General features: G+C 70.8%; 12 protein-coding genes. 3 read left to right on the top strand and 9 right to left on the bottom strand.

Translation table 11 applies throughout. The annotated features are described in order from the left end of the window. Positions 1–62 precede the first annotated feature (62 nt). On the top strand, positions 63–890 hold the full coding sequence (locus tag KAK07_RS12570; protein WP_210861080.1) for an HDOD domain-containing protein: 828 nt from the start codon (positions 63–65) through the stop codon (positions 888–890). A 24-nt stretch (positions 891–914) separates the two neighbouring features. On the opposite strand, the gene KAK07_RS12565 is transcribed toward KAK07_RS12570, so the two are convergent. Further along, positions 915–1,802 carry a hypothetical protein gene (locus KAK07_RS12565; RefSeq protein WP_210861078.1) on the bottom strand — a complete coding sequence of 296 codons (888 nt, stop codon included), beginning with the start codon at positions 1,800–1,802 and terminating at the stop codon, positions 915–917. 3 nt (positions 1,803–1,805) lie between these two features. Next, positions 1,806–2,300 carry a YajQ family cyclic di-GMP-binding protein gene (locus tag KAK07_RS12560; protein ID WP_210854696.1) on the bottom strand — a complete coding sequence of 165 codons (495 nt, stop codon included), beginning with the start codon at positions 2,298–2,300 and terminating at the stop codon, positions 1,806–1,808. Positions 2,301–2,341: 41 nt separating this feature from the next. On the opposite strand from KAK07_RS12560, the gene murB reads away from it, so the two are divergent. After that, a complete protein-coding gene (murB, locus tag KAK07_RS12555; RefSeq protein WP_210861076.1) occupies positions 2,342–3,358 on the top strand; it encodes a UDP-N-acetylmuramate dehydrogenase in 1,017 nt (338 codons plus the stop codon). A 1-nt stretch (position 3,359) separates the two neighbouring features. On the opposite strand, the gene KAK07_RS12550 is transcribed toward murB, so the two are convergent. After that, entirely contained in the window at positions 3,360–5,651 is a 2,292-nt protein-coding gene (locus KAK07_RS12550) for an ATP-binding protein (protein WP_210861075.1), read from the bottom strand. A 216-nt stretch (positions 5,652–5,867) separates the two neighbouring features. Between KAK07_RS12550 and KAK07_RS12545 the strand changes: the two genes are divergently transcribed. Beyond that, positions 5,868–7,583, top strand: a complete 1,716-nt coding sequence (locus KAK07_RS12545; protein ID WP_210861073.1) for a long-chain fatty acid--CoA ligase — start codon at positions 5,868–5,870, stop codon at positions 7,581–7,583. On the opposite strand, the gene KAK07_RS12540 is transcribed toward KAK07_RS12545, so the two are convergent. From KAK07_RS12540 to dapD, 6 genes are read right to left on the bottom strand one after another with little or no spacing between them, the layout of a single operon-like run. Beyond that, complete coding sequence (locus KAK07_RS12540) at positions 7,584–8,174, bottom strand: GNAT family N-acetyltransferase (RefSeq protein ID WP_210861071.1); 591 nt, start codon at positions 8,172–8,174, stop codon at positions 7,584–7,586. Further along, on the bottom strand, positions 8,167–10,236 hold the full coding sequence (locus KAK07_RS12535; RefSeq protein ID WP_210861069.1) for an ABC-F family ATP-binding cassette domain-containing protein: 2,070 nt from the start codon (positions 10,234–10,236) through the stop codon (positions 8,167–8,169). Before KAK07_RS12535 ends, KAK07_RS12540 begins: the two co-directional genes overlap by 8 nt. Beyond that, positions 10,233–11,117 carry a 50S ribosomal protein L3 N(5)-glutamine methyltransferase gene (gene prmB, locus KAK07_RS12530; protein WP_210861067.1) on the bottom strand — a complete coding sequence of 295 codons (885 nt, stop codon included), beginning with the start codon at positions 11,115–11,117 and terminating at the stop codon, positions 10,233–10,235. Before prmB ends, KAK07_RS12535 begins: the two co-directional genes overlap by 4 nt. After that, positions 11,114–12,259: a succinyl-diaminopimelate desuccinylase gene (gene dapE, locus KAK07_RS12525; RefSeq protein WP_210861066.1), complete on the bottom strand. Its 1,146-nt coding sequence runs from the start codon at positions 12,257–12,259 to the stop codon at positions 11,114–11,116. The genes prmB and dapE overlap by 4 nt, the downstream gene beginning before the upstream one ends. A gap of 10 nt (positions 12,260–12,269) precedes the next feature. After that, on the bottom strand, positions 12,270–13,457 hold the full coding sequence (locus KAK07_RS12520) for a PilT/PilU family type 4a pilus ATPase (protein ID WP_247661175.1): 1,188 nt from the start codon (positions 13,455–13,457) through the stop codon (positions 12,270–12,272). 44 nt (positions 13,458–13,501) lie between these two features. Next, positions 13,502–14,332, bottom strand: a complete 831-nt coding sequence (dapD, locus tag KAK07_RS12515; RefSeq protein WP_210854688.1) for a 2,3,4,5-tetrahydropyridine-2,6-dicarboxylate N-succinyltransferase — start codon at positions 14,330–14,332, stop codon at positions 13,502–13,504. Positions 14,333–14,356: the final 24 nt, after the last annotated feature.

Here is a 14,356-nt window from a genome sequence, read left to right as displayed (position 1 = left end):
CTGAAAGACGCTCAGCCTCCGAGGCGCCGAGCCGCGCGCCGCACCGTCCCTGGAACTGATCCATGCCGACAAGCGACAAGTACTTCGCCGATCCTGCTGCCTTGCCGTCGATGCCCGAAGTGGCGCACCGCCTGTTGGAGTCCTTCGAGCGCGAGGACCTGGGCATGCAGCAGCTGGCCGACCTGATCGCCCAGGACCAGGGCCTGTCGGTGAAACTGCTGCGCCTGGCCAATTCAGCCCGCTACAGCCCGCGCCATGCAATCGCCACGATCAAGGACGCGGCGATGGTGATCGGCCTGGGCGGCCTGCGCGACATGGCGCTGGCCGCCTGTGTGGCGGGCGCCTTCCCCAAGGTCGACGGATTCGATCGCCTGAAGTTCTGGCGCCAGTGCCTGGCCACTGCCGGCCACGCCCGCATGCTGGCGCCGTCCAGCGATGTCGACCCCGATACCGCCTACCTGGCGGGCCTGGTGATGCGCACCGGTGAGCTGCTGATGCTGATGTCCGACCCCGAGGCGGTGGCGCTGGCCGAGGCGCGCGCCCTGGCGCCCGACAGCCTGCTCGACCACGAGCGCGCGCTGCTGCACTGCACCCACCTGGAGGTGACGTCCGAGCTGGCACGCCGCTGGCGCTTTCCGGACCAGCTGGTCCATGGGCTGCGTGCCGCCGAGGACCCGCTGTCGGTCAAGCCCTTCTCGCGCCTGGGCGCCGTGCTGCGCCTGGCCAGCGTGATGGCCGAGGCCGGCGAGAGCGGCCTGCCGCCGCTGACCACGCTGGTCGAGACCCAGGGCCGGCTGGTCGAGCACCTGCACCTGGACCTGGAATGGCTGGGCCACCGCATGGCCCCGCACGACACGCTGACCCAGGGCGTGGAGCAGCTGCTCCACTGACGGCACCGGCGCCGGGCCAGCGCCTCAGAGCGCGGCGTCGATCAGCGCGAGCTGCTCGCGCGCGTACTGCTGGTCGCCGGCGTCGCTCAGGTGTCCGGCGCGCTCGGCCATCGCGGTGCGCGCCAGCTGCGCGGCCGCCCGGTCCTGCGCGGCCAGCGCCGCGAAGGCCATCGCCTGCCAGGCGAAGCAGAACTCGAAATCGTCGCCGCCATGCACCTGGCAGGCGGCCAGCGTGGCCTGCGCGTGGTGCAGCGCCTCGCGGCCCAGGCCGGCCGAGGCGTGGCACATGGCCAGCAGCCAGTCGGCGCGCTCCACCTCGAGCCAGCCGCCCACCTCGGCCCAGGCGGCGCGCGAGCGGGTGGCTGCCTCCAGCATCAGCGCCACTGCCGCCGGGTCGGGCGGGGCCTGCAGCGTGTCGCGGATGTCCGAGGCGAGGTTGTTGGCCAGCGCGGCGATCGCGCGGCGCACCGGTGGGTCGGTGTCGGCCTCGGCGGCGCGGGCGGTGGCCAGGTCCAGCAGGCGGCGGGCGCCCTCGATGTCGCCCTGACGGGCGCGGCCCAGCGCCGGATTGGCGTGGGCACGCACCCGTTCGGCCGGCGGCAGCAGGGCCAGGTCGGGGTCCTCGCCCGCCAGCAGCGCCAGCGCCGCCTCGCCCCGCGCCAGGGCCACCGCCAGCGACGGCGCCCGGGCCTGCTGCGGCGCGACCAGCGCCATCATCCGGCGCACCCAGTCGCCGTCGGCCAGGTGGCCCAGGCCGATGTGCTCGATCGCCCGCAGCGCGGACTCCAGCGAGCCGCTGTCGGCCTGGTCCAGCGTCGCCGGCAGGCCATCGGCGAGCAGGGCCGCGGCGGCGGCGGCGTCCTGGGCGTGGATCGCGAAGGCGCGGTCGGTCAGCTGGCTCAGGGCGTCCATGGCTCAGTCGCGGAAGTTCTGGAACTTCAGCGGTTGGTCGGCAAAGTCCTTCTTCAGCAGCGCGATCGCCTGCTGCAGGTCGTCGCGGTTCTTGCCGGTGACGCGGACCTCATCGCCCTGCACACTGGCGGCCACCTTGAGCTTGCTGTTCTTGATGGCGCCGGTCAGCTTCTTGGCCAGCTCGGCCTCGATGCCGGCCTTGATCTTGTAGGTCTGGCGCACCTTGTCGCCGCCGATCTTCTCGATCTTGCCGCTCATGTCCAGGTAATTGATCGTCACGCCCTGCTTGGTGAGCTTGCCCACCAGCACCTGGCTGACCTGCTCGATCTGGAAATCGGAGTCGCCCAGCAGCTCGATCTGCTTGTCCTTCTCCTTCAGCTCCAGCGCGGCGGCGGTGCCCTTGAAATCGAAGCGGGTGCCGATTTCCTTCTGGGCGTTGGCCACCGAATTCTTGATGGCCACCATGTCGGGTTCGAGGACGGCGTCGAAGCTGGGCATGATTGTTCTGAACGGTCAGGAAAAACGCGGAAAATTCTGCCATGCAATTCGAGACCGCCGTATCCCTCAAGCCCTACAACAGCTTTGGCCTGCCGGCCCAGGCGGGGCGGCTGGTGCGCATCCGCAGCGATGCCGATGTGCGCGCGGTGGTCGACCACCCCGACATGGGCCGCGCGCCGCGCTTCATCCTGGGTGGCGGCACCAATGTCATCCTGACCCGCGACATGCCCGAGTTGGTGCTGAAGGTCGAGGTGCCGGGCCTGCGCCTGCTGCGCGAGACGGCCGACGACTGGATCATCGAGGCCGGCGCCGGCGTGCCCTGGCACACGCTGGTGGCCTGGACGCTGGACCAGGGCTGGCCGGGCCTGGAAAACATGGCGCTGATCCCCGGCACCGTGGGCGCCGCGCCGGTGCAGAACATCGGCGCCTACGGGCTGGAGCTGAAGGACCGTTTTGAATCGCTGGACGCGGTGGACCTGGTCACCGGCCGCACCGTGACGCTGCGCCAGGAGATCTGTGCCTTCGGCTACCGCGACAGCGTGTTCAAGCGTGCGCTGGCCGGCAAGAGCCTGATCACCCGCGTGCGCCTGCGCCTGCCCAAGGCCTGGCAGCCGATGCTGGGCTACCTGGACCTGAGCCGCAAGGCCGAGGAAACCGGCATCACCGCGCCCGACGCCCGCACCATCTTCCAGTGGGTCTGCGACATCCGCCGCGCCAAGCTGCCCGACCCGGCGCAGATCGGCAATGTGGGCAGCTTCTTCAAGAACCCGGTGGTCAGCGCCGAGCAGTGCCGCGACATCATCGCCCGCGACCCGCACATCGTGCACTACCCGATGGATGACGGCAGCTTCAAGCTGGCCGCGGGCTGGATGATCGATGCCTGCGGCTGGAAGGGCAAGTCGATCGGCCACGCCGGCGTCTACGAGAAGCAGGCGCTGGTGCTGGTCAACCGCGGCGGCGCGGTGGGTGCCGAGGTGCAGACGCTGGCCCGGGCAATCCAGGAGAGCGTCTACGGCCGCTTCGGCATCCGGCTGGAGCCCGAGCCGGTGATCGTCTGATTCAGCCGGCCGCCGGCACCGCCGCCAGCAGGCCCAGACGCTGCGCCAGCGCGCGGCTGTCGCGGCGCAGCGCCTGCAGGCGCTGGCGGTGCTCGGCGGCGCGGGCGGCGTCCAGTTGCGCGGCCTCGACCTCGATCAGCTCGGCCGCCTCGGCCAGCGCGCGCAGGCCCAGCAGGTGGGCGGCGCCCTTGTACTGGTGGGCCTGGTAGGCCAGGGCCTGCGGGTCCAGCGTCTGCAGCGCGGCGTCCATCAGGGCCTGGCTGCCCATGTCGTCGGCCAGGAAGTCGCGCAGCAGCGGCGCGTAGCTGTCCACGCCCAGCAGCTGGGTCAGCTCGCGCATCGAGGCCAGTCCCAGCGATTCGTCGGTGGTGCGGCTGCTGTCGGCCGACGGCGGACGCGGCGCCGGCGGGTCGGTCAGCGGGGCCGGGCCGGTGGTGTCCAGCGGGCTGCCGCCGTGCCGGGCCAGCAGCTGGGCCAGCTGCTCCCAGCGGAAGGGCTTGGGCAGGAAGTCGTCCATGCCGGCCTCCAGCGCCCGCTCGCGCGCCGGGCCCAGCGCATCGGCGCTCAGCGCAATGATGCGCACCCGGGCCAGCGGGCCGCTCTTCAGGCGGATCAGGCGCGTGGCCTCCAGGCCGTCGATGCCGGGCATCTGCAGGTCCATCAGGATCAGGTCGGGCGGCTTGCGCTCGGCCTCGCGCACCACCGATTCGCCGTCCACCGCAAAGCGCGCCTGGTGGCCCAGCCGGGTCAGCAGCGCCGAGACGTAGATGCGGTTGATCGCATGGTCCTCGGCCACCAGCACGTCCAGCGGGCGGTCGGTGATCGGGTGGCTGGGCAGGCCGGCCGGCGTGGGTTCAGGGGGCGGCGCCGAGGTGGGCGGCAGCGGCAGCTGCACCTCGAAGCGGCTGCCCTGGCCGGGGCGACTGACCACGGTGATGTCGCCGCCCATCAGGCGCGCCAGGGTGCGCGAGATCTCCAGCCCCAGGCCGGTGCCGCCGTAGCGCCGGGCGATGCTGGCGTCGGCCTGGGTGAAGCGCTGGAACAGGCGCGACAGCGTGGCCGCGTCCATGCCGATGCCAGTGTCCTCCACCGAGATCAGCAGCCCGGCGCCCGGGCCGGGGGCGGTGCGCACCTCCAGGTCGATGCGGCCGCGGGCGGTGAACTTGATCGCGTTGGACAGCAGGTTGAACAGGATCTGTTTGACCCGCCGCGCATCGGCCAGCCGCCACTCAGGCAGGCCGGGCGCGTTGCGCACCGTCAGCGTCAGGCCCTTGGCGCGTGCCGGCGGGCCCATCACGGTGCGCACCTCGTCCATCAGGCGCGGCATGTGGACGGGTTCGGGGTGGATGTCGAGCTTGCCGGCCTCGAGCTGCGACAGGTCGAGGATGTCGTCCAGGATGGCCAGCAGGTGCTGGGCCGAGTCGCGCGCGGTGCGCACGAAGCCGGTCTGCTCGGCATCCAGCCGGGTGTCATCGAGCAGCGAGAGCATGCCCAGCAGGCCGTTGAACGGCGTGCGCAGCTCGTGGCTCATCGTCGCCAGGAAGGCGCTCTTGGCCTGGTTGGCGCGGTCAGCGGCTTCGCGCGCGGCCTGCAGGCCCTCGGCCAGCGCAGCCAGTTCGCGCTCGCGCCGCGCCGCGGTGCGCCACAGGTGCACGACGATCAGGCCGAAGACCAGGGTCATCAGGCTCAGGAAGCCGGTCAGCCCGATGCCCAGGTGCAGCCGGTCGCGGATGGTCTGGCCGCGCTCGACGTTGTGCTGCGCCACGCGCAGCGTCGCGGCCTCGGCCAGCTCGTGCAGCGCGGGTGACAGCGGGGTCAGCTCGCCCAGCAGCTCGCGCAGTTCCTCCACCGCCAGCGGTTCGCGGTTGAGCCACTCGTCGCCATGCTGGACCACGCGCAGCAGCGTGGCCCAGGTGTGCATCGGGCCGGGGTCGTCAGGGGAGATGCCGGGCGGCGGAATGGCCGGGTCGGCGTCGGACTGCAGCGACCGCACCCGGGCGGCGAAGGTGGCCTGCAGGCGCCGCAGCGTGCGGGCGTGTTCGGCACTGGGCTGGTCGATCATGGCGCGCAGGGATTCGCGCAGCTGCAGGTAGTCGGTTTCCAGCTGCAGGTAGACCCACGAGGCCTGCTCGTCGGCCTGGCGGACCTGCGAGCCCACCTGGTCGAACTGGCGCCACTGCACCCAGGCGACCGCGGCGAAGGTGGCCACCAGCACGGCGCCCAGCAGCGCCACCCAGCGGCCGCGTCCCAGCGGGCCGCCACCGGCGCCAGGCAGCAGGCGACCGTGGCTCATGGAGCGGGCGCCCGACAGCTGGGCGGAACGGCAGGAACGCGGGGCATGGCAGGCACTCGGGGCACTTCGGGGCACGTCAGGGCGACGGGGGCCCTGAAACTGCCGGGCGCGATTCATTCTAGGTTCTGTCTCCGACGGGACAGCGGGTGCGGGTGGAACCGTATCGCCGAGGCGCCCTGTCACGGCTAGCCTGCGGGTCATGCAAGGAGCCTGAGCATGCCGTCTGCCGATCGTCCCTACCAGCCCCCTCATCTGGCCCATTGGCCGCGCCGTCTGCCGCGTGAGCTGATCGTCCCCGAGACCACGCTGTGGTTCAACGCCGAGGTCTCGGCCGCGCGCTACCCGGACAAGGCCGCCTACCTGTTCTTCGGCGAGGCCCTGACCTACCGTCAGCTCAAGACCCGGGCCGAGGCACTGGCCGGCTGGCTGGAAGCCCAGGGCGTGCAGCGCGGCGACCGGGTGGCCATCTTCCTGCAGAACTGCCCGCAGTTCATCGTCGCCTTCTACGCGGTGATGCGCCTGGGCGCGGTGGTGGTGCCGGTCAACCCGATGAACCGGGTCGAGGAGTTCGGCCACTACATCACCGATCCCGACACCCGGGTGGTGGTCTGTGCCGCCGATGGCGCCGAGATCGTCGCCCAGGCCAACGCCGCGCTGCCCGAGGCCCAGCGCCTGCGCGCCATCCTGGTGACCCGCTACGCCGACGCGCTGCCCGCGATCATCGAGCCCGACCTGGTGCCCGCGCCCGCGGTGGAGGCCTGGCTGCGCGCCGATCCGCCGCTGCCCGCCAGCCCCACGCCCATCACCCGCTGGAGCGACGCGCTGGCCGCGGGCCTGGCGCCTGCCCAGCCGCACGCCGGCAGCGCCGACGACCTGGCGCTACTGCCCTACACCTCGGGCACCACCGGCCTGCCCAAGGGCTGCATGCACACCCACCGCACGCTGATGCCCAATGTCATCGGCGGCGGCCTGTGGGGACACACCAGCGCCGAAACGATCAGCCTGGGCGTGGTGCCGATGTTCCACATCACCGGCATGCTCTACAACGTGCTGGGGCCGGTGTATGGCGGCACCACCGTGGTCATCCTGCCGCGCTGGGACCGCGAACTGGCCGGGCGGCTGATCTCGCGCTACCGGATCACGCACTGGACCTGCATCCCGACGATGATCATCGACCTGTTCGCCAGCCCGAACTACAAGAGCTTCGACCTGTCCAGCCTGAGCTTCCTCAGTGGCGGCGGCGCCGCGATGCCGCAGGCGGTGGCCGAGCGGCTGCAGGCCGAGTTCGGCATCACCTTCGCCGAGGGCTACGGCCTGACCGAGACCGCCGCGCCCAGCCACGCCAATCCGCCCGAACGCGCCAAGCTGCAGTGCCTGGGCATGCCGATCTACGGCGTCGACAGCCGCGTGGTCGACCCCGAGACCCTGCAGCCCATGCCGATCGGCGAGTCCGGCGAGATCGTCACCCACGGCCCGATGGTCTTCAAGGGCTACTGGAAGCACCCCGAGGCCAGCCGCGCCGCCTTCATCGAGATCGACGGCAAGCCCTTCTTCCGCACCGGCGACCTGGGCCGCATGGACGAGGACGGCTACTTCTTCATCACCGATCGCTTGAAGCGCATGATCAACGCCAGCGGCTACAAGGTCTGGCCCAGCGAGGTGGAACTGCTGCTGTACCGCCACCCGGCGGTGGCCGAGGCCTGCGTGATCGCGGCCAAGGACGCCTACCGCGGCGAGACCGTGAAGGCGGTGGTGGTGCTGCGGCCCGATGCGGTGGGCCGGACCACCGAGCAGGACATCATCACCTGGGCCCACGAGCACATGGCCGCCTACAAGGCACCGCGGGTGGTGGAGTTCGCCCAGGCCCTGCCCAAGTCGGGCTCGGGCAAGGTGATGTGGCGGCTGCTGCAGGAAAAGGAAAGCGCGGCCTGATCAGGGCAGGTCGGAGCCCGGCTGATCGCGCGGGACCCGGGCCAGGTAGTCCTCGATGCCCGCCTCGCCCAGGGGTTTGAGCATCGCCCACAGCGTGTTGACACGCCCGCCGGTGTCCACGCCCTCGCGCACCCGCAGGCGCTGGTAACCCAGTTGCGTCCAGAAGCGCGTGGCGCGGGTGTTGGCCTGCACCACGCCCAGGCGCAGCCAGCGGGCGCCCTGGCGCCGCGCCCAGGCCTCATAGGCGGCGTGCCAGCGCTGGCCGATGCCCCGGCCGTGCAGCGCGTCCACCAGCCACAGCAGGCCCAGGTGGCAGCAGCCGGGCGTGCCCAGGTCTTCGGTGATCACCGCGGTGCCTTGCAACCGGCCGGCCGCATCGAACAGGCCCAGCACATGCTGGGCGCGCCAGCTCAGGTGCGGCGGCGGGCGCTCGTCGAACTCCTGCTGCGCTTCATCGGGCAGCGCGTCGCGGCCGTTGACGGTGCGGAAGTAGAACGGGTGGGTGCTGAACAGCGCCTGCAGCGCCGGCACCTCGTCGGCGCGCAGGGGCCGCGCCGCCAGGTCGGCCGACGCGAACAGGGGCTCAGCCACCCCCTGCCTCGGCGCTCATCGCCTCGATCTGCTCGGACAGCTCCAGCCAGCGCTCCTCCAGCATCGCCACCTCGGCGGCCACGTGGTTGAGCTGCCGGCCGGCCTCGGCCAGCTCAGGCCCGCTGATCGAGCCATCGACGATGCCTGCTTCCAGCTTGGCGCGCTCGGCGGCCAGCTTCTCCATCTTGGCGTCGATCTGCGCCAGCTCGTTGCGCAGCGGCCGGGTCTTGCCGGCCAGCGCCTGGCGGGCGGCGGCGGCGGCCTTGCGGTCCTCGCGCTGGTTGATCGGCGGCGGCGGCGGCGCGGCCACCGGCGCCGCCGCGGCCTTCTTCGGCTCGGGCTGGGCGGGCTTGCCGGCGGCGATGCGCGCGGCCTCGCGGCTGCGCTCGACCAGCCAGCGCTGGTAGTCGTCCAGGTCGCCGTCGAAGGACTTGAGCGCACCGTCGGCCACCAGCCAGAACTCGTCGCAGGTCTCGCGCAGCAGCGCGCGGTCGTGGCTGACCAGCATCACCGTGCCCTCGAACTCGTTGAGCGCCATCGACAGCGCCTCGCGGGTGGTCAGGTCCAGGTGGTTGGTGGGCTCGTCCAGCAGCAGCAGGTTGGGCTTTTGCCAGACCAGGCTGGCCAGCACCAGGCGGGCCTTCTCGCCACCGCTGAGCGTGCCCACCGACTGGTGCACCATCGCGTCCAGAAAGCGGAACTGGCCCAGGAAATTGCGCAGCTCCTGCTCGGTGCCCGACGGGCCGGTGGTGCGCGCCAGCCGCACCATGTGCTGCAGCGGTGTGTCGTCGGCGTGCAGCAGGTCCATCTCCTGCTGCGCGAAATAGCCGATTGCCAGGCCCTTGCCCTCGGTCACCGTGCCGCCCAGCGCCGGCTGGGCGCGGGCGATGGTCTTGACCACGGTGGACTTGCCCTGGCCGTTGGCGCCCAGGATGCCGATGCGCTGGCCGGCCAGCACGGTGCGGTCGATGCCGTGGACGATGGGCTTGGGTTGCAGGCGGACATCGTCCGCGAATCCGGCGCCGGGCCGCCCCAAGCCGGATTCGCCAGCCCCCTTGGGGGGCGCGTCGCCGTACTCGGCGGCGCGGGGCACCATGTAGCCGCAGACCACGTCGCGCATCGCCAGCATGGGATTGGGCAAGGACGGCGGTTCGCGGAACTCGAAGTTGAAGTCGCTGGCCGTCAGCACCGGCGCCAGCTTTTCCATCCGCGCCAGCGCCTTGACGCGGCTTTGCGCCTGCTTGGCCTTGGTGGCCTTGGCCTTGAAGCGGTCGATGAACTTCTGCAGGTGGGCGATGCGGTCCTGCTGCTTGGCAAAGGCCGCGGCCTGCTGCTCCAGCCGCTCGGCACGCATTTCCTCGAAGGTGGTGTAGTTGCCGCCGTAGCGCAGCAGCTTGGCGTCTTCCAGGTGCAGCGTGACGGTGGTGATCGCGTCCAGGAATTCGCGGTCATGGCTGATCACCAGCAGCGTGCCGGGGTAGCGCTTGAGCCAGGCCTCCAGCCAGACCAGGGCGTCCAGGTCCAGGTGGTTGGTGGGCTCGTCCAGCAGCATCAGGTCGGCCGGGCACATCAGGCAGCGCGCCAGCTGCAGGCGCATGCGCCAGCCGCCTGAGAAGCTGTTGACCGGCGCATCCAGCTGCTCGCTGGTGAAGCCCAGACCCAGCAGCAGCGCCTGCGCGCGGGCGCGGGCGTCAAAGGCGCCAGCCTCTTCCAGCGACACATGGGCATGGGCCATGGCCTCGCCGTCGTCAGCGGCCTCGGCGGCCTCCAACTCGGCCTGCGCCTCCATCAGCCGGGTGTCGCCCTGCAGCACGAACTCGGTGGCCGGGGTGTCGACCTCGGGCATGTGCTGCGCCACCTCGCCCATGCGCCACTTCGGCGGGATCTCGGCGTCGCCCGCGTCGGCATGCAGCCGCCCGGCCAGCAGCGCGAACAGGCTGGACTTGCCGGCGCCGTTGCGACCCACCAGGCCAATCTTCTCGCCGGGGTTGAGCGTGACGGTGGCGCTGTCCAGCACCACCTTGACGCCGCGGCGCAGCGTGAGGTTGCGCAGGGTGATCATCGGGCGGCCTCCAGTGCGGCGCGGGTCAGCAGCAGCACCTGGTCATCGCCCGCACTGGTGGGCAGCCACACCGCCTCCAGGCGCGGGAAGGCGGCCTCGAAGAAGGTCCGCTCGTGGCCGATCTCCAGCACCAGCACGGCGTCGTCCGTCATGTGATCAGCGGCCTGGGCCAGCAGCGGGCGGATGAAGTCCATGCCGTCGGTGCCGCCAGCCAGGTTGCCGCTCAGCGCCATTTCCGGCTCGGCACGGTACTCGGGCGGCAGGGCGGCCATGGACTCGGCGTTGACGTAGGGCGGGTTGCACAGGATCAGATCAAACCGCCGGCCGGCCACGGCGGCCAGGCCGTCACCCTGGACCAGGGTGATGCGGTCAACCAGCTCATGGCGCCGCACATTCAGCGTGGCCACGGCCAGGGCGTCGGCGCTGAGGTCGGCGCCGGTGACCTGCACGTCGGGCCAGGCCATCGCGGCCAGCACGGCCAGGCTGCCGTTGCCGGTGCACAGGTCCAGCACCTGCTGGGTGCGGTCGCTGAGCCAGGCGTCGATCGTGCCGTCGGCCAGGCATTCGGCGATCAGGCTGCGCGGCACGATGACGCGCTCGTCCACGGTGAAGGGCACGCCCTGCAGCCAGGCTTCGCCGGTCAGGTAGGCGGCGGGGCGGCGGGTGGCGATGCGCTGTTCCACCAGGTCCAGCGCGCGCTGCTCGGCGGCAGCGGGCATGGTGGACTCGGCCACGTCTTCCAGCGCGTCCAGCGGCTGCTTCATGGCCCACAGCACCAGCCAGGCGGCTTCGTCGAAGGCGTTGGTCGTGCCATGCCCAAACGAAACGCCCGCCTCCTCCAGGCGGGCGCTGCAGCGCTCGATCAGTTCGATCACGGTCATGTCAGAAGCGCCTCCAGCGTGCGCCGGTAGATGTTCTTCAGGGGCTCGACCGCATCGACCGCGACGTGTTCGTCGATCTTGTGGATCGTCGCATTGACCGGGCCGAACTCGACCACCTGCTCGCAGATGCGCGCGATGAAGCGGCCGTCCGAGGTACCACCAGTGGTGGACAGCTCGGTGCTCAGGCCCGTCTCGGCCTGGATGGCGTCGCGCAGGGCCGCCACCAGCGATCCTTCAGGCGTCAGGAAGGGCGAGCCGCCCAGCGTCCAGTCGATGCGCCACTGCAGCTGCTGGCGGTCGAGGATGCGGGCCACGCGGGCCTTCAGGTCCTCGGGCGTGGAAGCGGTGGAGAAGCGGAAGTTGAAGTCCACCACCAGCTCGCCCGGGATCACGTTGGTGGCGCCGGTGCCGGCGTGCAGGTTGGAGATCTGGAAGGTGGTGGGCGGGAAGTAGTCGTTGCCGGCGTCCCAGGTGGCAGCAGCCAGCTCGGCCAGCGCCGGCGCGGCCAGGTGCACCGGGTTCTTGGCCAGCTGCGGGTAGGCCACATGGCCTTGCACGCCGGTGACGGTGAGCTTGCCCGACAAGGAGCCGCGGCGGCCGTTCTTGATCATGTCGCCCAGGCGGCTGACCGAGGTGGGCTCGCCGACGATGCAGCAATCGAGCTGTTCGCCGCGCTGCTGCAGCCACTCGACCACCTTGACCGTGCCGTCCACCGACGGGCCTTCCTCGTCGCTGGTCAGCAGAAAGGCGATGCGGCCGGCGTGGCCGGGGTGGGCCTGCACGAATTCCTCGACGGCCACCACCATGGCGGCCAGCGAGGTCTTCATGTCGGCGGCGCCGCGCGCGAACAGCTTGCCGTCGCGGTAGCTGGGCACGAAGGGGTCGCTGGTCCAGTGCGCCAGCGGGCCGGTGGGGACCACATCGGTGTGGCCGGCGAAGACCACGGTGGGGCCGGGTCGCGGGCCGGGGCGGGCGGCCCACAGGTTCTGCACCCGGAAGGTGTCAGGCCCGAAAGGCAGGTGGGTGGGCGTGAAGCCGGCGGCCGACAGCCGCTCGGCGATCAGGGCCTGGCAGCCGGCGTCATCGGGGGTGACGGAGGCGCGGGCGAGCAGGTCCTCGAGCAGGCGCAGCGTGTCGGACATCGGGGCAGGGTCAGCGCGTGCGCGCGGAAATCAGGGGCTTGGGCTGGCGGGCGCCTTCGGGCACCACATCCAGCGTGATCTCGGTGAACGAGGGGCTCTCGGGCTCGGGCTTGGACGGCGGCGTGCGCGAGACCGGGCCGTTGTCGTTCTGCAGACGCCACAACAGGTTGGTGGGCGAATCGGCGTGGATCATGCCCTCTTCCTGCGACACCACGCCTTCAGTGATCAGGCGCGCCAGGTCCTGCTCGAAGGTCTGCGAGCCCTCGGCCAGCGAGCGCTCCATGGCCTCGCGCACGCCGCCGAAATCGCCAGCCTCGATCATCTCGGAGATCAGCTTGGAGTTCAGCAGCACCTCGACCGCCGGCAGCCGGCCGCCGGCATTGGCCTTGAGCAGGCGCTGCGACACCACCGCCTTGGTGGCCGCGGCCAGGTCGGCCAGCAGTGCGGGGCGCGCCTCGGGCGTGTAGAACGAGACCACGCGGTTGAGCGCGTGGTAGCTGTTGTTGGCGTGCAGCGTGGCCAGCACCAGGTGGCCCGACAGCGCGTAGGACAGGGTCTGCGACATCGTCTCGCGGTCGCGGATCTCGCCGATCATGATGCAGTCGGGCGCCTGGCGCAGCGCGTTCTTCAGGCCGATGTGCAGGCTGGCGGTGTCGCGGCCCACCTCGCGCTGGTTGACCACCGAGCGCTTGTTGGTGAACAGGAACTCGATCGGGTCCTCGATCGTGAGGATGTGGCCGGTGAGGTGCTGGTTGCGCCACTCCAGCATCGAGGCCATCGTGGTGCTCTTGCCGGTGCCGGTGGCGCCCACCATCAGGATCAGGCCGCGCTTTTCCAGCGCCAGCGTGGCCAGCGTGGCGGGCAGGTTCAGCGTGTCGATCGACGGGATCTTGATCGGGATGCAGCGGATCACCGCTGCAAAGGTGGCGCGCTGCTTGAAGGCCGACAGGCGGAAGCTGCCGACCTTGGGCACGCCGATGCCGATGTTGAGCTCGCCCTGCTGCTCCAGCTCTTCCATCTGCAGCGGCGTCAGGATCTCGGCCAGCATGCTGCGCGGGTCGCCCGGCGCCAGCACGTGGTCGGTGATCGGGACCATCTGCCCGTTGATCTTCAGCAGCACCGGCGCATTGGCCGACAGGAAGACGTCGGAGGCGGCCTTCTGGGCCATCAGGTTCAGCACGCGTTCCATCGCGATCATGGGCAGGCCTCCGGTGGGTCGGGTTGACGCTGGGCGGGGAAAGATCAGTCGCGCAGCAGCTCGTTGATGCTGGTCTTCGAGCGGGTCTGGGCATCCACGCGCTTGACGATGATCGCAGCGTACATGCTGTAGTCGGCGCCGTTGGCGGCCTTCTTGGGCAGGTTGCCGCTGACCACCACCGAGCCCGAGGGCACGCGGCCGTAGCTGATCTCGCCGGTGGCGCGGTCGAAGATGGGGGTGGACTGGCCGATGTAGACGCCCATGCCCAGCACCGAGTGCTCTTCAATGATGACGCCTTCGACCACCTCGGAGCGCGCGCCGATGAAGCAGTTGTCTTCGATGATGGTGGGGTTGGCCTGCAGCGGCTCGAGCACGCCGCCGATGCCCACGCCGCCCGACAGGTGCACGTTCTTGCCGATCTGCGCGCAGGAGCCCACGGTGGCCCAGGTGTCGACCATCGTGCCTTCATCGACGTAGGCGCCGATGTTGACGTAGCTGGGCATCAGCACCGCGCCCTTGGCGATGTAGCTGCCGCGGCGCGCCACGGCCGGCGGCACCACGCGCACGCCGGCGGCGGCGACCTCGGACTCCTTCATGTGCGAGAACTTGGTGTCGACCTTGTCGAAGTAGGTCAGGTCACCGGCGCGCATGACCTTGTTGTCGTTCAGGCGGAAGGACAGGAGCACGGCCTTCTTCAGCCACTGGTGCACGGTCCACTGGCCCACGCCTTCGCGGGTGGCCACGCGGCGGCGGCCGGCATTCAGGTCGGCGATGACCTGGTTCACCGCCTCGCGCACCTCACCGTGGGTGCTGGCGTTGATGGTGGTGCGCTGTTCCCAGGCGGCGTCGATCAGGGCTTGCAGTTGGTCGCTCATGGCGTTGTCTCTTGGAGGTGGGTG

The organism is Ideonella alba (assembly GCF_018069875.1).
In the GTDB taxonomy this organism is placed as follows: domain Bacteria; phylum Pseudomonadota; class Gammaproteobacteria; order Burkholderiales; family Burkholderiaceae_C; genus Ideonella; species Ideonella alba.
This window is presented reverse-complemented; position numbering and strand designations above follow the sequence as displayed.